Raw genomic sequence first — 23,743 nt, 5'->3', positions numbered from 1 at the left:
CGGTGCTGCGCTGATCGGGACCGTACGTATTTCCGGGGAATCCAACGAGTCCGACATGATTCACTGCGTGAGACGGCCATCACAGGAGAGCACCTCGAAGGGAACCGACCCGTGCCCCATGAAGTCGATCAGGCGTTTCTGGCACTTCCTCTGCGCGCCCTCGCCGACGCCGCCCTCGCACGCGCGCGTGCGCTCGGCGCCGAGCACGCGGACTTCCGGTTCGAGCGGGTGCGCAGCGCGTCCTGGCGGCTGCGGGACGCCCGTCCCGCCGGTACGTCGGACACCACCGACCTCGGATACGCGGTGCGGGTCGTGCACGGCGGCACCTGGGGGTTCGCTTCGGGCGTGGACCTGAGCCTGGACGCAGCCGCCAAGGTCGCCTCGCAGGCGGTGGCGATGGCGAAGCTCTCCGCCCAGGTGATCAAGGCGGCCGGGTCGGACGAGCGCGTCGAGCTGGCCGCCGAACCCGTGCACGAGGAGCGGACGTGGATCTCGTCGTACGAGATCGATCCGTTCTCGGTGCCCGACGAGGAGAAGGCGGGGCTGCTGGCGGACTGGAGCGCCCGGCTGCTCGCGGCGGACGGCGTCAACCACGTGGACGCGTCGCTGCTCACCGTGCACGAGAACAAGTTCTACGCCGACACCGCCGGGACGGTGACCACCCAGCAGCGCGTCCGGCTGCACCCGCAGCTGAACGCGGTGTCGGTCGACGAGTCGAGCGGTGAGTTCGACTCCATGCGCACGATCGCACCGCCCGTGGGCCGCGGCTGGGAGTACCTGACGGGTACCGGCTGGGACTGGGACGAGGAGCTGGCGCGGATCCCCGAGCTGCTCGCCGAGAAGATGCGGGCACCGAGCGTCGAGGCGGGCCTGTACGACCTCGTCGTCGACCCGTCCAACCTGTGGCTGACGATCCACGAGTCCATCGGCCACGCCACCGAACTGGACCGGGCCCTCGGCTACGAGGCCGCCTACGCCGGCACGTCCTTCGCCACCTTCGACAAGCTCAACAAGCTGAAGTACGGCTCCGAGCGGATGAACGTCACCGGGGACCGCACCGCCGAGCACGGCCTCGCGACCATCGGCTACGACGACGAGGGCGTCGAGGGCCAGTCCTGGGACCTCGTCAAGGACGGCACCCTGGTCGGCTACCAACTCGACCGCCGCATCGCCAAGTTGACCGGCTTCGAGCGTTCCAACGGCTGCGCGTACGCCGACTCCCCCGGCCATGTGCCGGTGCAGCGCATGGCCAACGTGTCGCTCCAGCCGGACCCGGCGGGGCTGTCCACGGAGGATCTGATCGGCGGGGTCGACCGCGGGATCTACGTGGTCGGCGACCGGTCGTGGTCGATCGACATGCAGCGCTACAACTTCCAGTTCACCGGCCAGCGGTTCTTCAAGATCGAGAACGGGCGGATCACCGGGCAGTTGCGGGACGTCGCGTACCAGGCGACGACCACCGACTTCTGGGGGTCCATGGCCGCCGTCGGCGGTCCGCAGACCTACGTCCTGGGCGGCGCCTTCAACTGCGGCAAGGCCCAGCCGGGCCAGGTCGCCTCGGTGTCCCACGGCTGCCCGTCGGCCCTCTTCACGGGCGTCAACATCCTCAACACCACGCAGGAGGCCGGTCGATGAGTCCTCGTACGAACAAGCCGCACGAGATCGTCGAGCGTGCCCTCGAACTGTCGCGGGCCGACGGCTGTGTCGTCATCGCCGACGAGCAGTCGACCGCCAACCTCCGCTGGGCGGGCAACGCGCTGACCACGAACGGCGTCACGCGCGGGCGCACGCTCACCGTCATCGCGACCGTCGACGGCAAGGAGGGCACGGCCTCGGGGGTCGTGTCCCGGTCGGCCGTCACCCCGGAGGAGCTGGAGCCGCTGGTGCGGGCCGCCGAGGCCGCCGCGCGCGGTGCCGCGCCCGCCGAGGACGCGCAGCCCCTGGTCACGGACGTACCTCAGTCGCCCGACTTCACGGACGCGCCCGCCGAGACCTCGTCCACCGTGTTCGCCGACTTCGCGCCGGCGCTCGGCGAATCGTTCGCACGCGCGCGTGCGGGCGGTCGCGAGCTGTACGGCTTCGCCAACCACGAGCTGGTCACCAGCTACCTGGGTACGTCGACGGGGCTGCGCCTGCGCCACGACCAGCCCAACGGCACGCTGGAGCTGAACGCCAAGTCCCCGGACCGTACGCGCTCGGCGTGGGCCGGCCGCTCGACGCGGGACTTCAAGGATGTCGACCCGGCGGCGCTGGACGCCGAACTGGCCGTACGACTGGGCTGGGCGGAGCGGAAGATCCAGTTGCCCGCGGGCCGGTACGAGACGCTGCTGCCGCCGACCGCGGTCGCGGACCTGCTGATCTACCAGATGTGGTCGGCGTCGGGCCGGGACGCGGTCGAGGGCCGCACGGTGTTCTCGAAGCCCGGCGGCGGCACGCGCGTCGGCGAGAAGCTCACCGAACTGCCGCTGACGCTGCGCAGCGACCCGAACGAACCGGGCCTGGAATCCGCCCCGTTCGTGCTCGCGCACACCTCGGGGGGCGACCAGTCGGTGTTCGACAACGGGCTGCCGCTGACCGCCACCGACTGGGTGCGCGAGGGCGAGTTGCAGCACCTGCTGACCAGCCGGCACAGCGCGGGCCTGACCGGGCTGCCGGTCGCGCCGTCGATCGACAACCTGATCCTGAGCGGCGGCGAGGACCGTTCCCTGGAGGAGATGGTCGCGAACACCGAGCGCGGGCTGCTGCTGACCTGCCTCTGGTACATCCGCGAGGTCGACCCGGCGACACTGCTGCTGACCGGGCTGACCCGGGACGGCGTCTACCTCGTGGAGAACGGCGAGGTGGCGGGCGAGGTGAACAACTTCCGGTTCAACGAGTCGCCGGTGGATCTGCTGGGGCGGGCGACCGAGGCGGGGCGCACGGAAAAGACGCTGCCGAGGGAATGGAGCGACTGGTTCACTAGGGCTGCGATGCCCGCGCTGCGGGTGCCGGACTTCAATATGAGCTCTGTCAGTCAGGGCGTATAACCTCGTACCTGATCCACGAGACCATCCCAAGGAGATACGAGAACCGTGACGGACATCGTCGACGAGCTGAAGTGGCGGGGGCTGTTCGCCCTGTCCACCGACGAAGATGCTTTGCGCAAGGCGCTCGCGGACGGTCCCGTCACGTTCTATTGCGGCTTCGACCCGACGGCGCCGTCGCTCCACCTGGGACACCTGGTGCAGGTGCTCACCGTGCGCCGGCTCCAGCAGGCCGGCCACCGGCCGCTGGCGCTGGTCGGCGGGGCCACGGGCCAGATCGGCGACCCCCGCCCGACGGCGGAGCGCACGCTGAACGACCCGGAGACGGTCGCCGGCTGGGTCCAGAGGCTGCGCCGCCAGATCGAGCCGTTCCTCTCCTTCGAGGGCGAGAACGCCGCGGTCATGGTGAACAACCTCGACTGGACGGCGAACCTCTCCGCGATCGAGTTCCTGCGCGACATCGGCAAGCACTTCCGCGTCAACAAGATGCTGGCGAAGGACTCGGTCGCCAAGCGTCTGGACTCCGACCAAGGCATCAGCTACACGGAGTTCAGCTACCAGATCCTCCAGGGCATGGACTTCCTCCAGCTCTACCGGAGGTACGGCTGCACGCTCCAGCAGGGCGGCAGCGACCAGTGGGGCAACCTCACGGCGGGCCTGGACCTGATCCACCGCCTGGAGCCGGACGCCACGGTGCACGCCTACGGCACGCCGCTGATGACCAAGGCCGACGGCACGAAGTTCAGCAAGTCCGAAGGCACCGCCATCTGGCTCGACCCGGAGATGACCACGCCGTACGCGTTCTACCAGTTCTGGCTGAACACCGACGACCGGGACATCTCCACGTACGCGCGCATGCTGTCCTTCAAGTCCCGCGAGGAGCTTGAGGAGTTGGAGAAGCAGACCGAGGAGCGCCCCCAGGCCCGTGCCGCTCAGCGCGCGCTGGCCGAGGAGCTGACGACGCTGGTGCACGGCGCCGAGCAGACGGCCGCGGTGACCGCCGCGTCCAAGGCCCTCTTCGGGCAGGGCGAGCTGGCGGAGTTGGACGAGAAGACGCTGGCCGCGTCCCTCTCCGAGGTGCCGCACGTCCAGGTCGCCGAACTCGGCCCCGTCGTCGACCTGTTCGCCGAGGTCGGCCTGGTGGCGAGCAAGTCGGCTGCGCGGCGGACCGTGAAGGAGGGCGGGGCCTACGTGAACAACGTGAAGGTCGCGGCCGAAGATGCCGTGCCGGCCAAGGAAGATCTGCTGCACGGGCGGTGGCTGGTGCTGCGGCGGGGCAAGAAGAACTTGGCGGCCGTGGAGGTCACGGGCGCGTGAGTGCTTGAGCGCATGGCGAAGGGGGCGGTTTCCCGGTTCGGGAGGCCGCCCCTTCGTCGTACAACCGTCAGGCTCGTTGTTTGTTCTTGCCGATCGTCGCCATGTACGCCATGTCGACGACGAAGACGATGATGATCGCGGCGATGAGCTGGAACGCGTGGCGGCTCCAGTCGATGCCGCTGGTCGCGTCGACGCCGGCCGCTCGGGCGATCGCGTTGCCGACGATGGCGCCGAGAATGCCGCAGATGGTGGTCAGCCAGAGCGGACTGTGCTGCTTGCCCGGGATGATCGCCTTCGCGATCAGTCCCAGCACGAATCCCACGATGATCGCCCACAACCATCCCATGGCTGCCTCCTTGTACGGCTCGACGCGAGCATTACGCCAAGTGTGGGTCCGGTCGCCGTACGGCGCATGTCGGGTACGGCCATACGTGCCGCGGCGCAGATCGTTCGCCCAGGCCGGAGGTCCCCCGGTCTCGAAGGCGACGGAGGCGCGGCGTAACGTAGGACGTGTCGGGGCCCGGTTCCCGGATCGGGTGCGAACCGGGGTTGCGGGCCGGGGAGAGTCCGATGCGGGCGGATGGTGGAATGTGATGCGGAAGCTGCACGGCGAAGGCAACGCCCAGGTGTTCCGGATCACCGGAGCCCGGACGGGACTCGCGGAGGACATCCGCGGACGCCAGCGCCGGTACGTCATCTCGATGTCGATCCGTACGGTGTCGGTGATCCTCGCCTGCGCGCTGTGGAACGTCGAACGGCACGTCGCGATCGTCGCGTTGGTGCTCGGTGTGCTGCTCCCCTACGTCGCCGTGGTGATCGCCAACGCCGGGCGGGAGAACGCGCCGGGGCTTCCGTCCACGTTCGTCACCGCGCCGCTGCGGCCGATGATCGCACCGCCGAGGCCGGACGGGACGTTCGCGGAACCCGTCCCGGAAGACGACGTGCCCGAGCCGGCAACCCGCGCGGGAGGCGAACCGTACGACCGGTCGTGACCATGGCGAACGCGCCAGAACCGGACGTCGACTCCGCACCAAGCTCAAGAAAAGCTCAGATCAATCATGTTGTTCCGGTGCCGGGCGAGCGGTCACCCGTGACATACTTCGTACGCGCTCCGCATCCCCCGTCGGAGCGACGGACCGACGCCGGGCAGCTCCCCCCGTGGCTGCTCGGCGTCGCCTTTATCAGCGCATCTGTGAGACGAATTCCGTGAGTTCCCGTGAGTGACGAGACCCCGATCTGCTCCGCGAAGGGCTGCCGCGCCGACGCCGTGTGGGTCCTCGCGTGGAACAACCCGAAGATCCATACGCCGGAGCGACGCAAGACTTGGCTCGCGTGCGAGGAACACCGCGAGCACCTGTCCCAGTTCCTCGGTGTACGGGGTTTCTTGAAGGACGTCGTCAAGTTCGAGGACTGGGAAGAGCCCGAGATCCCGTAGGACCCCTTCGTCTACGACGGCTGCTCAGCCTCCGATCGCCGACATCGGCCGGTCCGGCTGGAGGAACGACGGGTCGTCCAGGCCCGAGCCCGCCTTCTTGCCCCACATCGCCTCGCGCCAGATACGGGCGATCTCCTCGTCCGGGGCGCCGGAGCGCAGCGCGCTCCGCAGGCTGGTCTCCTCGCGGGCGAACAGGCAGTTGCGTATCTGGCCGTCGGCCGTGAGACGGGTGCGGTCGCAGGCCGCGCAGAACGGGCGGGTCACCGAGGCGATGACGCCCACGCGGTGCGGGCCGCCGTCCACGATCCAGCGCTCGGCCGGCGCCGAACCCCGGGCCTGGGAGCCCTCCTCCGTCAGCTCGAAGCGGGTGCGGAGGGAGGTGAGGATGTCGCCCGCGGTGACCATGCCCTCGCGCGTCCAGCCGTGCTGGGCGTCCAGGGGCATCTGCTCGATGAAGCGCAGTTCGTAGTCGTGCTCCACCGCCCAGGCCAGCAGGTCAGGAGCCTCGTCGGCGTTGAGTCCCGGCATCAGCACCGAGTTGATCTTCACCGGGGTCAGGCCCGCGTCGTGGGCGGCTTCCAGGCCCGTGAGGACGTCCTTGAGGCGGTCCCGGCGGGTGAGGGTCTTGAAGACGTCCGGGCGGAGAGTGTCGAGGGAGACGTTGACCCGGTCCAGGCCCGCCTCCTTCAGGGCGGCCGCCGTGCGCTTGAGACCGATGCCGTTCGTGGTCAGGGACATCTGGGGGCGGGGCTTCAGGGCCGCGACCCGCTCGACGATGCCGACCAGGCCGGGGCGCAGCAGGGGCTCGCCGCCGGTGAAGCGGACCTCCTCGATGCCCAGGGAGGTGACCGCGATGTCTATCAGGCGGACGATCTCGTCGTCCGTGAGGAGATCGGGCTTCGCCAGCCACTGCAGGCCCTCCTCGGGCATGCAGTACGTACACCGGAGATTGCACCGATCGGTCAGCGAAACCCGCAGGTCAGTGGCTACTCGGCCATACGTGTCGATGAGCACGTGTGCCCCCTCCCTCGATTCGGATCGCTTGTTTTCCGACACCTGCGAGCCTACGCGACACCTCTGACAACGAGGGCGGCCCGATCCCACGAGGTACGACACGGCCGCGTCGTAGGGATCTACGACGCGGCCGTCGACGTGGGGGGACCGAGTGGGGGGACTCAGGGGGACTGGGCGGGGCGGCTCAGTGGGCGCCGGTGCCGGTCAGCGACCGTACCTCCAGCTCCGCGTACTTGCCGGTGTCCGGCTCCTCCTTGGAGAGGATCGTGCCGAGCCAGCCCAGCAGGAAGCCGACGGGGATGGAGATGATGCCGGGGTTCTCCAGCGGGAACCAGTGGAAGTCGACATCGGGGAACATCGACGTCTCCTTGCCGGAGACGACCGGCGAGAACAGGACCAGGCCGACCGCGGCGACCAGGCCGCCGTAGATCGACCACAGGGCTCCCGACGTGGTGAACCGCTTCCAGAAGAGGCTGTAGAGGATCGTCGGGAGGTTGGCGGAGGCGGCGACCGCGAAGGCGAGGGCGACCAGGCCGGCGACGTTCAGGTCGCGGGCGAGGGCGCCGAGGACGATGGAGACGGCGCCGATGCCGACCGTGGCGTACCGGGCGGCGGACATCTCCTGCTTCTCCGTCGCCTGGCCCCGCTTGATGACGTTCGCGTAGATGTCGTGGGCGAACGAGGAGGACGAGGCCAGGGTCAGGCCGGCGACGACCGCGAGGATCGTGGCGAAGGCGACCGCCGAGATGGTGGCCAGGAGGATGGCGCCCCAGTTGGAGTCGACTCCGCCCAGATGCAGTGCCAGGAGTGGGGCGGCCGTGTTGCCCGCCTTGTTGGAGGCGATGATCTCGTCGGGTTTGATCAGTGCCGCGGCGCCGAAACCGAGGGCCAGGGTCATCAGGTAGAAGGCGCCGATCAGACCGATGGCCCAGATGACCGACTTACGGGCGGCCTTGGCGGTGGGCACCGTGTAGAAGCGGATCAGGATGTGCGGCAGGCCCGCGGTGCCGAGGACCAGGGCGAGGCCCAGGGAGATGAAGTCCAGCTTGGTGGTGCCGGTGGCGCCGTACTTGAGGCCCGGGTTCAGGAAGGCGGAGCCCTTGCCGCTGTTGGAGGCAGCCTTGCCGAGCAGGTCGGAGACGTTGAAGTTGAACTTCAGCAGCACCAGGAAGGTCAGCAGCAGCGCGCCGGCGATGAGCAGGCAGGCCTTGACCATCTGGACCCAGGTGGTGCCCTTCATGCCGCCGATGGTGACGTACACGATCATCAGGACGCCGACCAGGGCGACGATGCCGATCTTGCCCGCGTCGGTGGTGATGCCGAGGAGCAGCGAGACCAGGACGCCCGCGCCGGCCATCTGGGCCAGCAGGTAGAAGATCGACACCACGATGGTGGAGGTGCCGGCGGCGGTGCGGACCGGGCGCTGGCGCATGCGGTACGCGAGGACGTCGCCCATGGTGTAGCGGCCCGAGTTGCGCAGCGGTTCGGCCACCAGGAGCAGGGCGACCAGCCAGGCGACCAGGAAGCCGATGGAGTACAGGAAGCCGTCGTAGCCGAAGAGGGCGATGGCGCCCGCGATGCCGAGGAAGGACGCGGCCGACATGTAGTCGCCGGAGACGGCGAGGCCGTTCTGGAAGGCGGTGAACTGGCGGCCGCCCGCGTAGAAGTCGGCGGCGCTCTTCGTCTGACGGCCCGCCCATACGGTGATGACGAGCGTGGCGGCGACGAAGACCGCGAACAGGGTGATGATCAGCGGCCGGTGCTGGCTCGCCTCGCCTGCGGCCAGGGTGATCGCGGGGCTCATGCGCCGCCCTCCATCCGGGACTTGATCGCCGCGCCCTTGGGGTCGAGCTTCGCGGCGGAGTACCGCGCGTACCACCAGGCGATGAGGAACGTGGTGAGGAACTGGGCGAGGCCCAGGACCAGGGCGACGTTGATGTTGCCGACGACCTTGGTGTCCATGAAGTCGTCCGCGTAGTTGCACAGCAACACGTACAGCAGGTACCAGACGATGAAGGCGACGGTCACCGGGAAGGCGAAGGAGCGGTGGGCGCGGCGCAGTTCGGCGAACTCCGCGCTCTCCTGGACCTGTTCGAACTCCTCGGTACTGGGGAGTTGGTGTTCGGCTTTCGAGGGGGGTGGTGTCTCGGTGGCCACGGTGTCTCCTCGCGTTACGGACCTGCGGGTTCTGGTCTGGCTCGGCGCTTCCTGCCCAAGGGCACGGCGCCGCGCGCCGACCGGTTCAACTCCTTTGACTTCTTTCGGTAGTCGTCTTTGGGAAAACATTGCTGGCCAGCCATCGCGGGAGATAGCTTCAGGTCTGCACCACTCGTCATGTACCTGATGCACCTGCCCGAGCGCGCCACCACGTCTCGGGCCGTTTCGTTTCCGGATGATGTGGAGATCCCATGGCTCATCTGCGCCCCAGACGCCGGCTCGCCCTCGCCGTACCGGTCGTCCTGTCGCTGACCGCCTCGCTCGGTTTCCTCCCGTCGGCGGCCTCGGCGGTCCCGATCGCTGAGCCCACCGCGCAGGCCGCCGACGCACCGAACCTTGCGTATGTGGTCAACACCAGGCTGGACAACCGCACGATCAATGCGGTCAAGAGGGCGATCAATGCGGCCGGCGGCACCATCGTGGTGACGTACGAGAAGATCGGTGTGATCGTCGTCCACTCGGCGAACCCCGACTTCGGGCTGATCATCCGCAAGGTGCCCGGCGTGCAGTCGGCCGGTGCCACGCGCACCGCGCCGCTGAGCCTCGCCTCGACGACCGACGAGGGCGCGGTGCAGTACCTCTCCAAGGACCAGGCCACGAAGACGGCGAAGGCCTCGGCCGCAGCCGGAGACAGCGAGCCGCTCGAAGCCGACCAGTGGGACCTGCCCGCGATCGGTGCCGACAAGGCCGCGAAGATCAACCCGGGCAGCAAGAGCGTGACGGTGGCCGTCATCGACGTCGGCGTCGACGACACCCACCCGGACATCGCCCCGAACTTCTCCGCCTCGCAGTCCGCCAACTGCGTGGGCGGCAAGGCGGACACGACGTACGGCTCCTGGCGTCCCGTGGACTCCGCCCACTACCACGGCACGCATGTCGCGGGTGAGATCGCCGCCGCCCGCAACGGCATCGGTGTGGCGGGCGTCGCGCCGGGCGTGAAGGTCGCCGGGATCACGGTGGCCGAGCCGGACTCGACCCAGCTGTTCTACCCGGAGAGCGTGGTCTGCGCGTTCGTGTTCGCCGCGGACCACGGCGTGGAGATCACCAACAACAGCTACTACGTTGATCCCTGGCTGTACAACTGCATGGACGACCCCGATCAACGCGCCATTGTTGATGCGGTCAACAGAGCCCAGCTGTACGCGCAGAGCAAGGGCACGCTCAACGTCGCCGCGGCCGGCAACTCCAACGACGACCTCGACTCGGATGCCCTGGTCGACGACTCCAGCCCCGACGACTCGACCGCGACGACCCGGACGGTCGACCCGCACAAGTGCTTCGACGTACCGACCCAGTTGCCGGGTGTCGTCACGGTGAGCTCCGTCGGCGTCAAGAAGGCCAAGTCGTACTTCTCCAGCTACGGCCGGGGCGTGATCGACGTGTCGGCGCCGGGCGGGGACGCCCTGCAGATCCCGGACACCCCGTCGAAGAACGGCCGCATCCTGTCCACGCTGCCGAACAACACGTACGGCTACCTCCAGGGCACCTCGATGGCGACCCCGCACGTCGCCGCCGTGGCCGCGCTGCTCAAGTCGACGCACCCGCACGCCTCTCCGGCCCAGTTGCAGGCGCTGCTGAAGGCCGAGGCGGACAACCCTGGCTGCCCGACTGCCCCCTACGACACCAACGGCGACGGCGTGGCGGACGCGACCTGCGTGGGCGGCAAGCGCGTCAACGGCTTCTACGGGTTCGGCATCGTCAACGCGCTGCGAGCGGTGAAGTAGCCGACACCTCAACTCTCTGATGGGCCGGGCGGATCTCCGCCCGGCCCGTTCGCGTCCGTACGGACATCCATATCCGGCCGGCTATGTTGATTGAGTCAATACCGCATAGTTCAATCATGACTGAAATCAAGATGGCATGGGCCGCCCTGGGCGGCGATCCCGCTCTGGTCTCACGTGTCTCGACCGTCACGCGTCCGGGGGCGCTCGAAGCGCGGCTTCCCGTACGGGAGTTGGCGCGGGCCTGCGTGGGAGCGTGCACGCTGGCCGCCGCGGAGCTGGGGGCGCGGCGGGCCGGGCTCGCGGAGGTGCCCGGGGTGCGGGTGGACGACGGTGCCGTCGCGACGGCGTTCGTCAGTGAGCGGCATCTGTTGATCGACGGGCGGGCGCCGGCCAGCTTCGCGCCGCTGTCGCGCTTCTGGCGGACGGCCGACGGATGGGTCCGCACCCATGCGAACTATCCGCAACACCGGGCGCGGCTGCTGGACGCGTTGAAGCTGCCGGGAGACGCGTCGGTGGAGGACGTGGCCGAGGTGCTCGCCGAACGGTCCGCACCGGAGGTGGAGGAGACCGTCTACGGCGCCGGGGGCCTCGCGGTCGCGCTGCGGACGGCGGAGGAGTGGGCCGCGCACGCGCAGGGGGTCGCGGTGGCCGGGCGGCCGCTCGTCGAGCGCGAGCGGCTCGGCACCGCACACGCGCGCGTGCTCCCGCCGCTCGACAGCGACCCGTTGCTGCCCGCCGTCGGGCTGCGCGTGCTCGACCTGACCCGGGTCATCGCGGGCCCGGTCGCCACGCGGACGCTCGCGTTGCTGGGCGCGGACGTGCTGCGGGTGGACGCCCCGCAGTTGCCCGAGGATCCGGACGCGCACGCGGACACCGGTTTCGGGAAGCGGTCGACCCGGCTGGACCTCGGTCTGGCGGCCGACCGGCGGGCCTTCGAGGAGTTGCTGGCGCGGGCGGACGTGGTCGTCACCGGGTACCGGCCGGGCGCCCTGGACCGGCTCGGGCTCTCCCCCGAGGCGCTGGCCGACCGCAGGCCCGGGGTGATCGTGGCGCAGTTGTCGGCGTGGGGCGCCTACGGGCCGTGGGGTGACCGGCGTGGCTTCGACAGCCTGGTGCAGGTCGCCACCGGCGTCGCGGCGATCGAGGGGTCACCGGAGCAGCCCGGCGCGCTGCCCGCGCAGGCCCTCGACCACGGGACCGGGTATCTGCTGGCGGGCGCGGTGCTGCGGTCGTTGACCGAGCAGTCGGAGCAGGGTCACAGCATCGCCCTGCGGCTGGCGCTGGCACGGACTGCGGCCTGGCTGACGGCGCGCGACAGCGAGCACGGCGGGGTTGCGGGCGAGCAGGATGGGTCGGCGGACGAGCGCGGCGGGGCCGTGTGTGCGAGCGGACCGGCGGCACAGGGGCGCGACGGGACGGCGTACAACCGGCCCGATGCCTGGCTGGTCGAAACGGACAGCGGTATCGGGCGGCTGCGGCATGCCCTGTCGCCGGTGTCGTTCGTCGGTGGACCCTCGAACTGGGCGCGTCCGCCGGGGTGTTGGGGTACGGACCCGGCTCGTTGGGCTTGATGCGGGGGTCGGCCGGAAACGTACCTATGAGCGGAATGCCGTTCCGCCAGTTATTTTGTTGCACTTGCCCGGTTATGTGGCGGCTGGTGAAGATCTTGGGGTGACCTTGATACGACCGACTGTCGAAGTGGCCGACACGAGCGGCTCCGGGCGGCGTCCTGGTGCGCGTCGGGCCGTCGCCGTACTGGCCCTGGTGGTGCTCGCCGCGCTGATACCCCTGCTCGGCCCGTCTGCCGCGCTGTACGACACCGGGGAGGCCGCCGCGCCCGGTGTCGGCGGCATCGCGCTGCTGCGGGCGGTGCTGTTCGGCGCGCTGTGCGTCCCCCTGGGCGAGCTGTTCGTGAACCGGCTCGCGCGTACCGTGCCCGGCGCTCCCTCGAACGGCCCCCGCAGCTGGGCCCTGTACGCGGCCGGTGCCGGTTTCGTCGCCGCCCTGGGGCTCGCGTCGGTCGTGGCGACGGGCAATCTGGTGCCGCACAGCCTCGCCCAGGTCGACGTCGGCGGCCTCTACCAGTCCCGGGACGGCAAGTTGGCGCTCCTGGAGGTCAACGCGTTCGCCGTGGCGGCCCTGTGCGCCCGGTCGCGCAGGCCCGGCCTCCAGGTGTGGCCCCTGGCCGCCGTGGTCGTCGCGGAGGCGCTGCGCGTGCACCCGGCGAGCGAGCACAGTCCCCTGGTCGGCTCCGAGCTGACCCTGGTGCACCTGACGTGCGCGGCGCTGTGGGTGGGCGGTCTGCTGCACGTGCTGCGGACGTTGCGACAGTGGCGGGGTACCGAAGCGGGGGCCGCGTTGTTGGGGCTCTACGCGCGCGTGGCGGCCGTACTGCTCGCCGCGATCACCGCCACGGGCGTGTGGAGTTCGCTGCGCCGGATGCCGGCCGGCACGATCCTGGACCAGCTGACGACGACGGCGTACGGGCGCACCCTGCTCGCCAAGGTGATCCTCGTCGCCGCCGTCGCCGTCCTCGCGCTGTGGGCGCGGTCCCGGCTGCGGCGGGCCACCGATCCGCTGGCCGCCTGCTCACCCGCGCGGGCGGAGGTCGTCGCCCTGGGGGTGGTGGTCATGGTCTCCGGACTGTTGACGGCCTTGCCGGTGCCGATCCGCTGGCATTGACCGACCCGTCGCTCAACCAGCCACTCGACCAGTCAATGTCTGCCGTCAATAGTTGATCAACCGTTGGTGACCAGGACCTTCAGGGCCGTGCGCTCGTCCATCGCCTTGTAGCCGTCGGGCACGCCCTCCAGGCCGACCGTCAGGTCGAAGACGGGCGAGGGGTCGATGGTGCCGTCCAGGATGTCGGGCAGCAGCTCCGGGATGTAGGTGCGGACCGGCGCGACGCCGCCGCGCAGGGCGATGTTCCGGTCGAACATGACCCCGAGGTCGAGGCCGGTGCCGCTGCCGTGCGGCACTCCGACGAAGCCGATCGCGCCGCCGTCGCGCGCGATGTCGACGGCCGTCCGCATGGACTGCTCGGTGCCGACGGCCTCGACGACGGCGTGTGCGCCCTGGCCGCGGGTGAGTTCGCGGACGGCGGCGACGGCGTCCTCACCGCGTGCGGCGACGACGTCGGTGGCACCGAAGCGGCGGGCGATGTCCGTGCGCACCTCGTGGCGGCCGAGCGCGATGATCCGCTCGGCGCCGAGGCGCTTGGCGGCGAGCACGGCGCACAGGCCGACCGCTCCGTCGCCCACGACGGCGACGGTGGCGCCCTTGCGTGCGCCCGCGCCGAGGGCCGCGTGGTGGCCGGTGCCCATGACGTCGGACAGGGTCAGCAGCGCGGACAGCAGGTGGTCGTCGGAGGCCGCCTCCTTGGGCAGCCGTACGAGGGTGCCGTCGGCGAAGGGCACGCGTACCGCCTCGCCCTGGCCGCCGTCGTAGCCCACGGCGCCCCAGAAGCCGCCGTGCACGCAGGAGGTGGTGAGGCCCTCGCGGCAGTAGTCGCAGACGCCGTCGGACCACACGAAGGGGGCGACCACGAGGTCACCGGTCCTGACGCCGTTCACCTCGGAGCCGGTCTCCTCCACGATCCCGAGGAACTCGTGTCCGATGCGCTGCCCCGGCTGCCGGGCCGACTCGCCGCGGTACGCCCACAGGTCGCTGCCGCAGATGCAGGCGCGCAGCACCCGGACCACGGCGTCGGTGGGTAGTTGCACCAAGGGCTCGGGGACGTCCTCCACGCGCATGTCGAACGGGGCGTGGATGGTGGTGGCGCGCATGGCGAGGGTCCTTCTCGTCGCGGGTGTGCTGACGCGCTCAGGGGGTGGTCGAGCGCACTTCACGGTACGCCGCCGCCGGTGCGCGGCGCTCGGCGAGGGTGCCGCGCACGCCCTGGACCAGCAGGAACTGTGCGGCGACGTACGTCAGCATGATCCAGAAGTCAGGCCTGGGCGGCTGCGGCCAGTCGGCGACCCCGGTCGCGATGAGGGTGTCGGAGACCATGAAAAGCGCCCCGCCGAGCCCGGCGACGAGGCCGAGCCGGGTGGCCCCGGCGCAGGCCATGGCCGTCAGGAGGATGCTGTAGCCGGCCACGGGGACGCGCAGGTCCGCCGGGAGGTCCGGCCACAGCAGCGTGACGGTGACGGCCAGGGCGACGGCGTACCCGACGACGAGAAGGCCGACACGCGCGCGTGGAGCACTGTTCAGGCCGCCGTACGTCCTGAAGAGGGCGAGGTAGCAGAGGTGGCCCGCCGCGAAGCAGGCCATGCCGGCGAGGAAGGCGGGGTCGGCGTCGGAGAGCAGCAGCGTGTCGCCGCCCCAGCCGCAGAGGAGCGCCGCGACGAGGAGCCGGGGTGCGCCGCGCACGGCCGCGTACACGGCGAGGAGCGGCATGAGGAGGGGCTTGGTGACGGTGTGGGCGGGGTCGTAGCCGACCGCGAGCGCGAGCAGGTCCACGAGGGCGGCCAGCACGAAGACGGTCAGGAGTACGCGGGAGAAGGCCGGGTGTGCGGTACGTGGGTTCACGCGGCCGCGGTCTCCTCGGCGGCCGGGACGCCCTGTTCCGGGACGGGCACCGGCTGCCACCCCGGTCCCCGGAACACGCGCCCCGCGCGCTCGCGCCAACTGGTCGCCGCCTTCAGGTCCTTGGCGATGGCGACGTACTCATGGGTGGCCACCTTGATCGGGTTGAACGTGTTGATGTTCTTGGTCAACCCATAGACGGGCCGCTCGACCTCGGGCACGAAGGACCCGAAGAGCCGGTCCCAGAGGATGAGGATGCCGCCGAAGTTGCGGTCCAGGTAGCCGCCCTGGGAGGCGTGGTGGACCCGGTGGTGGGACGGGGTGTTGAAGACGAACTCGAACCATCGGGGCATCCGGTCGATCCGCTCGGTGTGGATCCAGAACTGGTAGACGAGGTTCGCCGAGGAGCAGAACGCCAGCGCGGCGGGATGCACGCCCAGGGCGATGAGGGGGACGTAGAACGGCCATACCGTGAGGGTCGTCCAGGGCTGGCGCAGGGCCGTGGTGAGGTTGAACCTGCGGCTGGAGTGGTGGACGACGTGGCAGGCCCACAGGATGCGGATGACGTGGTGACCGCGGTGGGACCAGTAGTAGAAGAAGTCCTGCCCGAGCAGCATCAGCGGGATCGTCCACCACAGGACGGGCACGCGCAGCGGGGTGAGTTCGTGGATCGCCGCGTAGATCGCGACGATCGGGATCTTCCAGAGGAAGTCGAAGACGAGGCTCCCGAGTCCCATGCCGACGCTAGTGACGGCGTCCTTCGTCTCGTAGCCCGCCGCGTCGTCGTCGGGGTGGACGCGCACGCTGATCATCTCGATCACGGTGAGCAGCACGAAGGCGGGTATCGACCAGAGCACGGCATCGGGCAGGTTCGGCATGGGTGAACCGTAGGACTGCGGATCGGCCGCGACTAGACGTTGTTACCCACAAGTATTACCGGGGGTACGCGCTTGCTTGTTGGCGATCTCCGCCAATGGGCCCGCCATGTCCCGGTTGTGGGTCACTACACCCCGGCCGCCCCCAGCAAGGCCCCCGCCGCATAGGTGACCCCCATCGCCAGTGCCCCGCCCACCACGTTCCGCAGCATCGCCGGCCTGGTGTCCGCCGTCCCGAGCCGTGCGCTGCTCCAGCCCGTCAGCACCAGCGCCGCCAGGGACGACACCACCGTGACGCCGAGCCGCCAGTCGGCCGGGGGCAGGATGATCGCCAGGAGGGGCAGCAGGGCGCCGACCGTGAAGGACAGGAAGCTGGCCCAGGCCGCGTGCCAGGGGTTGGTGAGGTCGTCGGGGTCGATGCCGAGCTCCACGCGTGCGTGGGCGCGCAGGGCGTCCCGTTCCGTGAGCTGAACCGCCGCCTCCATGGCCACCTCACGGGTCAGCCCGCGGTCCTGGAGGAGTCCCGTCAACTCCTCCAGTTCGGCCTCCGGTTGCTCCTTCAGCTCGCGCTTCTCCAGGACCAGCGCGGCCTTCTCCGAGTCGCGCTGCGTCGATACGGACACGTACTCCCCAGCCGCCATCGACATGGAGCCGGCGAGGAGACCCGCCAGGCCTGCCGTCAGCAGCGCCGAGCGGTTGTCCGTGGCACCCGCCACGCCGACGACGAGCCCCGCGGTGGACACGATGCCGTCGTTGGCTCCCAGGACCGCGGCCCGCAGCCAGTTCAGCCGGGAGCCCAGCGTGCCGTCATGGGCCTCGTCATGGTTCTCGTCCTGGACCTCGTCGTTGGTCGGTTCCGTCACGTCCCGAAGGATCCCACCCCCGTCGTCACCACACCCGTACCGACGCTCCTCGCGCGAACACCGGGCTCGTCGCGCCCTCCGGGGGTTCGGCGAGGGGCTCGGCGATCTCGGTCACCGTGGGGCCGACCTTCGCCGCGATCGGGTCCAGGGTGTCGAGGTCGAAGCCGTAGACGCGGGCCGCGTTGCCGCCGACCATGGCGGCGACCTCGTCGCGCGGCACGCGCGCGTAGGCGAAGCGCAGGCCCTCCCTGGAGTACGGGTACGTCCCCTCGTCGTGCGGGTAGTCGCTGCCCCACATGATCTTCTCGATGCCGATGCGCTCGCGCAGGGGCACCTCATGGGGGCGCATGAAACTGGCGCCTACGAAGCAGTTGTCGCGCCATACCTCCGAGGGACCCTTGCCCATCGAAGTGGCGAGCCCCGCGCCGAACTTGGACTCCGCGGTCGATGCCGTCGATGCCGTCGACGTCTTCGTGGCCGCCGCGACGAGGCGCCCGTGGTAGTAGTCCAGCATGTCGAGCACCCCGGGTATCCAGCCGGAGCCCTGTTCGGTCAGGACCAGTCTCAGGTCCGGGTGACGGCGGAAGGCACCGCCGAAGATCAGGTGCCACAGGGCGCGGTGCGAGAACCAGGTCGTCTCGACCATGTACACCGCGCGGGCGGCCGGTTCGTCGCCCAGGGGCGGGGACGCCGAGCCCGCGTGGTGGTTGACGGGGACGCCGAGTTCCGCGCACACGGCCCAGATCGGGTCGTACGTCGACGAGTACAGCTCCGGCAGTCCCGAGCCCGGCGGGGTGCCGGGCAGCAACAGGCCGCCCCGGAGGCCCGCCTCGACCGCCCACCGGACCTCCTGGACGGCCTCCTGGACGTCGTTGAGGAGGATCTGGAAGACCCCCGCCCGCCGGCCCGGCGCGGCGGCGCAGAAGTCCGCCAGCCAGCGGTTGTGAGCGCGCAGGCCGGCCCAACACCGCTGGAACTCCTCGGCGGTGGGCGCGGGTGCCATCAGAGAGCCGGACGGGAAGAACGGCGGGATTGTGTTCGGGAAGACGACCTCCGCGACGATCCCGTCCTCCTCCAGCTCCGCGATCCGCCGCTCGGAGTTCCAGTTCTTGTCGGCCGTGTCGGCCACCAGGTCCTCGTACGGGTTGACGTACGTGGCCGCCCACGCGTCGAACTCGTCGTGGTACCGCTTCTCCAAGTAGGGCCGGTAGTCCAGGAGATCGGCGCCCGCGTGGCAGTCCGCGGAGATGACCGTGTACCGGTCCGCGCCGTCGGAACCCACGGAACCCACGGAATCCATGGAGCCCGTGGAGGTCATGACGTCGCCCCCAGGACCGGGAAGTCGTGGTCGGTCAGCCAGTGCCGCCCCACCTCGTGCGAGCGCGCCCAGGACGCCGTCACGGCCTCCTGGTCGTCCTGCTGGCCGAGTTCTGCGGGGGTGGGACCGATCCGGCGGGCCAGCGGGGTCAGCGCCGCCACGTCGAAGCCGAAGGCGTCCGCCGCGGCCAGGCCCAGCATGCGGCGGGTCTCGTCCACCGGGATGTCGTGGAAGGTGCGCTTCAGCCACGCGCGCGTGTCGGGCCAGGTGCCCTCGGGGTGCGGGAAGTCGCTGCCCCAGAGGATGTTGTCGACGCCGATCTCGTACCGCTGGGCCAGTTCACGGCGCTTGGTGTTGGTGGCGCAGATGAAGACCTGGCGGTCGAGGTACTCGCTCGGCGGCCGTTTCAGCTCCGCGAACGGCGACAGCTTCTTGCCGCCGTGGGCGCCCAGGTAGAGGCGGTCCATGAACCACAGCTGGTTCGGCAGCCACCAGCAACCCGACTCCGCCACACCGAACTTGAGGCCCGGGTGCCGCTCGAAGACCCCGGACCAGAGCAGGAACCAGAGCGGCCGGGCGGGCCACCAGGTCACCTCGCTCACATAGATGCCCAGATGGTCACCGTACTCGTGGCGGGGAGCCGCCCCGGAGTGCGTGAGTACCGGCATCCCGCACTCGGCCGCGGCCGCCCACACCGGGTCGTAACGGCGGTCGTGGTAAGGCTCCTTGTCGACCCACATGGAGGGGATCATCAGGGCGCCGAGGCCGGACTCCTTGGCGCGGTGGATCTCCGCGACGACCTTCTCCGTAGGGGCCGTCACGGGCAACAGGGCGACTCCGCAGTGCCGTTGGGGGTTCTCGGAGACGAAGTCGGCGAGCCAGCGGTTGTGCGCCTGCGCGCCCGCCATGCCCAACTCCGGGTCCTGGTCCCCGGAGAGGCCGAGACCGACCCCGAAGGGTGCGGCCGTCTGGCTGTCCACGGCGTCGGCGTCCGGGAAGACCACCTCGGCGGCCACCCCGTCCCCGTCCAGTTCCTTGAGGCGCTGTGCGGGGTCCCAACCCCCGCGCAGGCCCTCCTCGTTGTCCTGGAACCACTTCGCCGCGAACGCCTCGTTGCGGATGCCGAGCCGGGTCATCTCCTCGCGGCGCCGGTCGCGTCCGGCAAGGAACTCGTCGAAGTCCCGGTGGAACCGGGCGTCCAGATAGGGCCGGTACTCCTCGGTGGGCAGCCCGGCATGGCAGTCGGAGGAGATGATCAGGTACGGCTCCCGGTCGGTCACAACAGCCCCCTCAGTCCAGGATGAAGCTCTCTAGGTACGACGGGTTCGCGCGGTCGAGCATCGAGCCCGCCCGTGCCCGGATCTGGGCGTCGCTGTGCTCGCTCTCGGGCAGCAGCCAGAAGCGGTCCGCGCGGATGCCGTCCACGACGAGGTCGGCGACCTCCTCGACGGGCGTGAAGGCGACCTCCTTGCCCGCCGCCTTCATCGCGGTCTCCCACTGGTCGAGGCTGCGGTAAGGGGTCCTGCGGGGGCGCTCCTTCGCGTACCGGTCGGGCCGGTTGCGGTGCGACTCCCACAGGCCCGTGCGCAGCATGTGCGGCCCCGGGAAGAGCACCGAGGCGCCCACGCGCGCGTGCTCCGCCTTCAAGTGGGCGTACAGGGACTCGGTCATCGTCACGACGGCCGCCTTGGTGACGGCGTACACGGAGGCGGTGGGCAGCGGGGCGATACCGCCGTCCCCGGAGGACGTGTTGACGACATGACCGGGTTGACCCGACTTGATCATCCTCGGCACGAACGCCTGGATGCCGTGGAAGACGCCCCACACGTTGACGGCGAACGCCCACTGCCAGTCGTTCGGCTCGTGCTCCCACATGCGGCCCTCGGCGCCCGAGCCGACCCCGGCGTTGTTGCACAGGACGTGGACGGCGCCGTACGTCTCGTAGGCCGACTCGGCGAGATCCAGAACCTGTTGGCGTACGCCGACGTCGACCACGCGTGCGTGCACGTCGGCGCCGTCGGCGCGCAGATCGGCGGCGGCCTTGTCCAGGGCGCCCTCCTCGACGTCGGCGAGGACCACCTTGAGCCCGTCGGCGGCGAACCGCCGTGCCATCGCAAGCCCGATCCCGCTCGCCGCGCCGGTGACGACGGCGACCTGACCCTCCCTCAACTCCATCAGGCGCTCCCCTCGGGCGGTCCGTCATGGATCTGCTGCGGGTCGTCGTAGCGCTGGTGGATGTACGGCAACAGGACCTGTGCGTCGACCCGTTCGACGACCTTGCCGCGCTGGTCGCTGGTCTTCTCGCCGATGGTGATGTCGACGAGGGTGCGGACCGGGAGGTCGGCGACCGGGTCGTACATGGACTCGCGCAGGACGACGTCTCCGGTGACGCGTTCCAGTCGGCGGACCTTCTCGTTGCGCAGGCAGTGCACGAGCACGGGGTCGGCGTCGAAGCCCGAACCGTCCACCGCGGGAAGGAACTTGAAGTAGAAGTCGGTCTTCTGGGTCGGCCCGGGGAGGGGCAGTTCCTCGCTGATCGCGCCGCGGACCTCCACGAACGCGATGCCGTGCCGGGCGAGGGACGCGTGCACGACGAGGCCCACGCGCTCGACGGTCACCTCACCGAGTTTCTTGGGCTCTCCGAAGACCTCGCGGCCGCCGGTGAGGGCCCGTTCGTGGGTCATCGGCATCACCAGGGGGTACCAGCCCTCGACGCCGTCGTGTGCGGCGGCGACCGCGAACGAGCCCGCGCCCAGGGGGTATCCGGCCAGTTCGACCTTGCTGATGTTCACCCGGACCAGGGGCCGCCCGGTGGGCTTGAGGGGTGGCGGGAGGACCGCCGCGACCGCGTCCGGTTCGCTCTCCCAGACGGCCACCACACCGGTGGACCAGATGTCGGGGAGCTTCGCGCTCTTCGTGCGTGCGGCGGCGATCTCCGCCTCGGTCCGTGCGCCGTACCGTACGCGTGCCATACGCCGTACCGCCCTTCGTAGGCCGTCATCCGTCAGGCGGGCAGCACGTTTGCACCGGGCGGGCAAAAGGTCCATAGCCACGCGCACGCGCATTCGGCGGACCCGAACGGGCGGGCGGGGCAGGCGACCTGAGGGACAGGACTGTCAGTGGCGGCCCGTATCCTCAGTGACCATGCTCGAAGACCACTCGCCGACAGTGTCCGCAGCCACTCCGTGGCCGGCCGCATATCCCCAGGGGTATGCGGTAGTTGACGTGGAGACCACCGGCCTGGCCCGGGACGACCGGATAATCTCCGCGGCCGTCTACCGTCTGGACGCGCTCGGCGAGGTCGAGGACCACTGGTACACGATGGTCAACCCGGAGCGCGATCCCGGCCCCGTGTGGATCCACGGTCTGACGAGTGACGTCCTGGAGGGCGCGCCCCTCTTCAAGGACATCGCCGAGGAGTTCGCGACCCGCCTGGAGGGCCGCGTGCTGGTCGCGCACAACGCGGTCTTCGACTGGCAGATGATCGCGCGGGAGTACGCGCGCGTGCAGATCGAGCCCCCGGTCCGTCAGCGGCTGTGCACCATCGCCCTGTCGAAGGAGCTGAGCCTGCCGCTGCCCAACCACAAACTGGAGTCCCTGGCAGCGCACTTCGGTGTCGTCCAGCAGCGCGCGCACCACGCACTCGACGACGCGCGCGTACTCGCCGAGGCCTTCCGTCCGAGCCTCCGGGCGGCGGCCCAGGGCGGCGTACGCCTGCCGCTGCACGAGTGCCGGCCGCTGACCGAGTGGGCCCAGCCCGCACCCCGGATCGGTCAGCAGGCGGGGGGCTACGGCGGCTTCGGGGCGGGCAGTTGGCGTCCCGCGCGCAAGCGGCCCGCGTGCCCGTATCCCAACCCGGGGCGGTTCGAGGACGGCAGGCCGCTCAAGCAGGGGATGCGGATCGCGTTCTCCGGGGACACGTCCATCGAGCGCGAGCTGCTGGAGGACCGGGCCGTGGAGGCCGGGCTGCATGTCGCGACGAGCCTGTCCCGGCTGACCAGCCTCCTCGTCACGAACGACCCGGACTCGGGCACCTCGAAGGTGGTCAAGGCGCGTCAGTTCGGCACCCCGGTGGTGGACGAGGCCGCGTTCGGGCAGCTGCTCCGGGACGTCGAGGCGGCGGACTGAGCGCGCCGCGCGGAGCCGTACGCCCGGCGGCCGACCGCCTCGGCCTCGGGGACCGACCGCGCCGCTCGGACCGTACGGACGGGTGATTGTCGTACGACTCGCCCCGCGCCCGCTCGCCCGTGCCGGGCGGACGGCCCACCCTGTGGCGCATGGCGAGATGTGAAGTGTGCGGCAATGACTACGGCATGAGTTTCGAGGTGCACGCGCAGGGCGCGGTGCACGTCTTCGACTGCTTCTCCTGCGCGATCCACCGCATGGCCCCGATCTGCGAGCACTGCCGGGTGCAGATCATCGGCCAGGGCGTGGAGGTCGAGGGCCACTGGTTCTGCGGCGGCCACTGCGCGCGGGCGGAGGGGATGGTGGGGATCATCGACAAGGTGTGAGCCGCCGGCCTTCCGGAAGCCGCGGCCCGTATCCCTTCCGGTACCCCCCTGAATGCGCCCCACGACCGAGTTGTACGGTCGTGGGGTGTACCGCTTCCTGATGTCCCGGCAGTGGGTGATCCTCGCGTTGATCACCCTCCTCCTGATCCCCACGATGATCAGGCTGGGCATCTGGCAGATGCACCGCTACGAGATGCGCAGCGCCCGCAACCAGCTGGTCACCAACGCGCTGCACGCCAAGCCGGTACCCGTGGAGACGATCAGCGCCCCCGGGCACGCGGTCACCCGTACGGAGAAGTACCGCACCGTGACCGCGACGGGCACCTTCGAGACTTCTAAAGAAGTCGTCGTCCGGCGTCGTACCAATGACGACGACGAGGTCGGCTTCCATGTCCTCACCCCGTTCGTGTTGACGGACGGCAAGGTCGTGTTGATCAACCGTGGATGGATCCCGGCGACCGGGGTGCAGACGGCGTTCCCGAAGATCCCCGCGCCGCCGAGCGGCAGGACGACCATCACGGGGCGTCTGATGGCCGACGAGACGACCGCGGCGAGCGGCATCAAGGACATCAAGGGCCTGCCCGACCGGCAGATCATGTTGATCAACAGTGAGGAGCAGGCGCGGCGCCTGCACGCCACGGTGCTCGGCGGCTATGTCGAGCAGACCGCGCCGGAGGCGAAGGGCGACACGCCGGAGCAGATCTCCGACCCGGGCAAGGAAGACGCCCCGCTGAACTACGCGTACATGATCCAGTGGTGGCTGTTCGCGGCGGCCTTCCCCGTCGGCTACGTCGTCCTCGCCCGCCGCGAGGCCCGCGACCGCCGGGAGGCGGCGAAGGAAGAGCAGGCGGCGGAGGCCGAGCCCGCCGCCGTGTGAGCCGGGCTTCACTTCACCCGCCCGGCCCCGAACCTTGATTGC

The 23,743-nt window shown here is 70.2% G+C and carries 23 protein-coding genes; 11 read left to right on the top strand and 12 right to left on the bottom strand.

Going from position 1 to position 23,743, the window contains the following annotated elements; translation table 11 throughout:
* The first annotated feature begins 111 nt into the window (after positions 1-111).
* From ACGFY9_RS47170 to tyrS, 3 genes are read left to right on the top strand one after another with little or no spacing between them, the layout of a single operon-like run.
* On the top strand, positions 112-1,635 hold the full coding sequence (locus tag ACGFY9_RS47170; protein ID WP_393765077.1) for a TldD/PmbA family protein: 1,524 nt from the start codon (positions 112-114) through the stop codon (positions 1,633-1,635).
* A complete protein-coding gene (locus tag ACGFY9_RS47165) occupies positions 1,632-3,026 on the top strand; it encodes a metallopeptidase TldD-related protein (protein WP_393765075.1) in 1,395 nt (464 codons plus the stop codon). The genes ACGFY9_RS47170 and ACGFY9_RS47165 overlap by 4 nt, the downstream gene beginning before the upstream one ends.
* A 45-nt stretch (positions 3,027-3,071) precedes the next feature.
* Positions 3,072-4,340: a tyrosine--tRNA ligase gene (gene tyrS, locus ACGFY9_RS47160; RefSeq protein ID WP_393765074.1), complete on the top strand. Its 1,269-nt coding sequence runs from the start codon at positions 3,072-3,074 to the stop codon at positions 4,338-4,340.
* A 67-nt stretch (positions 4,341-4,407) separates the two neighbouring features.
* Here the strand turns inward: tyrS and ACGFY9_RS47155 are convergent, their stop codons facing one another.
* The gene (locus ACGFY9_RS47155) at positions 4,408-4,686 is read right to left on the bottom strand and encodes a GlsB/YeaQ/YmgE family stress response membrane protein (protein ID WP_043685229.1); all 279 of its coding nucleotides are present in this window, start codon (positions 4,684-4,686) and stop codon (positions 4,408-4,410) included.
* Positions 4,687-4,933: 247 nt separating this feature from the next.
* Here ACGFY9_RS47155 and ACGFY9_RS47150 point away from each other — a divergent pair, with 247 nt between their 5' ends.
* Together ACGFY9_RS47150 and ACGFY9_RS47145 are read left to right on the top strand one after the other, a co-directional pair.
* Positions 4,934-5,332, top strand: a complete 399-nt coding sequence (locus ACGFY9_RS47150) for a DUF3099 domain-containing protein (RefSeq protein ID WP_393765072.1) — start codon at positions 4,934-4,936, stop codon at positions 5,330-5,332.
* 224 nt (positions 5,333-5,556) lie between these two features.
* Positions 5,557-5,775, top strand: a complete 219-nt coding sequence (locus tag ACGFY9_RS47145; RefSeq protein ID WP_327405070.1) for a hypothetical protein — start codon at positions 5,557-5,559, stop codon at positions 5,773-5,775.
* A 24-nt stretch (positions 5,776-5,799) separates the two neighbouring features.
* Here ACGFY9_RS47145 and moaA read toward each other — a convergent pair whose 3' ends face one another.
* The 3 genes from moaA to ACGFY9_RS47130 form a co-directional block, all read right to left on the bottom strand.
* Positions 5,800-6,789, bottom strand: coding sequence for a GTP 3',8-cyclase MoaA (moaA, locus tag ACGFY9_RS47140; RefSeq protein WP_393765070.1), 990 nt, complete (start codon positions 6,787-6,789; stop codon positions 5,800-5,802).
* Positions 6,790-6,973: 184 nt separating this feature from the next.
* Positions 6,974-8,593, bottom strand: a complete 1,620-nt coding sequence (locus ACGFY9_RS47135) for a cation acetate symporter (protein WP_393765068.1) — start codon at positions 8,591-8,593, stop codon at positions 6,974-6,976.
* A complete protein-coding gene (locus ACGFY9_RS47130; protein WP_393765066.1) occupies positions 8,590-8,946 on the bottom strand; it encodes a DUF485 domain-containing protein in 357 nt (118 codons plus the stop codon). Before ACGFY9_RS47130 ends, ACGFY9_RS47135 begins: the two co-directional genes overlap by 4 nt.
* Before the next feature lie 251 nt (positions 8,947-9,197).
* Between ACGFY9_RS47130 and ACGFY9_RS47125 the strand changes: the two genes are divergently transcribed.
* The 3 genes from ACGFY9_RS47125 (at position 9,198) to ACGFY9_RS47115 (ending at position 13,412) form a co-directional block, all read left to right on the top strand.
* On the top strand, positions 9,198-10,730 hold the full coding sequence (locus ACGFY9_RS47125) for a S8 family serine peptidase (protein WP_393765064.1): 1,533 nt from the start codon (positions 9,198-9,200) through the stop codon (positions 10,728-10,730).
* A 116-nt stretch (positions 10,731-10,846) separates the two neighbouring features.
* Positions 10,847-12,301, top strand: coding sequence for a CoA transferase (locus ACGFY9_RS47120; protein ID WP_393765062.1), 1,455 nt, complete (start codon positions 10,847-10,849; stop codon positions 12,299-12,301).
* 100 nt (positions 12,302-12,401) lie between these two features.
* On the top strand, positions 12,402-13,412 hold the full coding sequence (locus ACGFY9_RS47115) for a CopD family protein (RefSeq protein ID WP_393765060.1): 1,011 nt from the start codon (positions 12,402-12,404) through the stop codon (positions 13,410-13,412).
* Between the two features lie 56 nt (positions 13,413-13,468).
* Here ACGFY9_RS47115 and ACGFY9_RS47110 read toward each other — a convergent pair whose 3' ends face one another.
* From ACGFY9_RS47110 to ACGFY9_RS47075, 8 genes are all read right to left on the bottom strand, one after another.
* Positions 13,469-14,515 (bottom strand): zinc-dependent alcohol dehydrogenase family protein, encoded by a 1,047-nt coding sequence (locus ACGFY9_RS47110; RefSeq protein ID WP_393765058.1) that lies wholly within the window; start codon positions 14,513-14,515, stop codon positions 13,469-13,471.
* Between the two features lie 37 nt (positions 14,516-14,552).
* Positions 14,553-15,260: a lysoplasmalogenase gene (locus tag ACGFY9_RS47105; RefSeq protein WP_393765056.1), complete on the bottom strand. Its 708-nt coding sequence runs from the start codon at positions 15,258-15,260 to the stop codon at positions 14,553-14,555.
* The gene (locus ACGFY9_RS47100) at positions 15,257-16,135 is read right to left on the bottom strand and encodes a sterol desaturase family protein (RefSeq protein WP_393765054.1); all 879 of its coding nucleotides are present in this window, start codon (positions 16,133-16,135) and stop codon (positions 15,257-15,259) included. Before ACGFY9_RS47100 ends, ACGFY9_RS47105 begins: the two co-directional genes overlap by 4 nt.
* A gap of 125 nt (positions 16,136-16,260) precedes the next feature.
* Positions 16,261-16,995 (bottom strand): VIT family protein, encoded by a 735-nt coding sequence (locus ACGFY9_RS47095; protein WP_393765052.1) that lies wholly within the window; start codon positions 16,993-16,995, stop codon positions 16,261-16,263.
* A 25-nt stretch (positions 16,996-17,020) separates the two neighbouring features.
* Entirely contained in the window at positions 17,021-18,313 is a 1,293-nt protein-coding gene (locus tag ACGFY9_RS47090) for an amidohydrolase family protein (protein ID WP_393765050.1), read from the bottom strand.
* On the bottom strand, positions 18,310-19,593 hold the full coding sequence (locus ACGFY9_RS47085) for an amidohydrolase family protein (protein WP_393765048.1): 1,284 nt from the start codon (positions 19,591-19,593) through the stop codon (positions 18,310-18,312). Before ACGFY9_RS47085 ends, ACGFY9_RS47090 begins: the two co-directional genes overlap by 4 nt.
* A 10-nt stretch (positions 19,594-19,603) precedes the next feature.
* A complete protein-coding gene (locus tag ACGFY9_RS47080) occupies positions 19,604-20,488 on the bottom strand; it encodes an SDR family NAD(P)-dependent oxidoreductase (RefSeq protein ID WP_393765046.1) in 885 nt (294 codons plus the stop codon).
* Positions 20,488-21,285 (bottom strand): acetoacetate decarboxylase family protein, encoded by a 798-nt coding sequence (locus ACGFY9_RS47075; RefSeq protein WP_393765044.1) that lies wholly within the window; start codon positions 21,283-21,285, stop codon positions 20,488-20,490. Before ACGFY9_RS47075 ends, ACGFY9_RS47080 begins: the two co-directional genes overlap by 1 nt.
* A 172-nt stretch (positions 21,286-21,457) precedes the next feature.
* On the opposite strand from ACGFY9_RS47075, the gene ACGFY9_RS47070 reads away from it, so the two are divergent.
* The 3 genes from ACGFY9_RS47070 (at position 21,458) to ACGFY9_RS47060 (ending at position 23,701) form a co-directional block, all read left to right on the top strand.
* Positions 21,458-22,441, top strand: a complete 984-nt coding sequence (locus tag ACGFY9_RS47070) for a DEDDh family exonuclease (protein WP_365309045.1) — start codon at positions 21,458-21,460, stop codon at positions 22,439-22,441.
* 149 nt (positions 22,442-22,590) lie between these two features.
* On the top strand, positions 22,591-22,824 hold the full coding sequence (locus ACGFY9_RS47065) for a hypothetical protein (RefSeq protein WP_078623033.1): 234 nt from the start codon (positions 22,591-22,593) through the stop codon (positions 22,822-22,824).
* Positions 22,825-22,909: 85 nt separating this feature from the next.
* Complete coding sequence (locus ACGFY9_RS47060) at positions 22,910-23,701, top strand: SURF1 family protein (protein ID WP_393765042.1); 792 nt, start codon at positions 22,910-22,912, stop codon at positions 23,699-23,701.
* The last annotated feature ends 42 nt before the right edge of the window (positions 23,702-23,743 follow it).

It is taken from the genome of Streptomyces sp. NPDC048504, from assembly GCF_043200035.1.
Taxonomy (GTDB): Bacteria; Actinomycetota; Actinomycetes; order Streptomycetales; family Streptomycetaceae; genus Streptomyces.
Note: the sequence above shows the minus strand (reverse complement) of the source record. Positions and strands in the feature narration are given on the sequence as shown.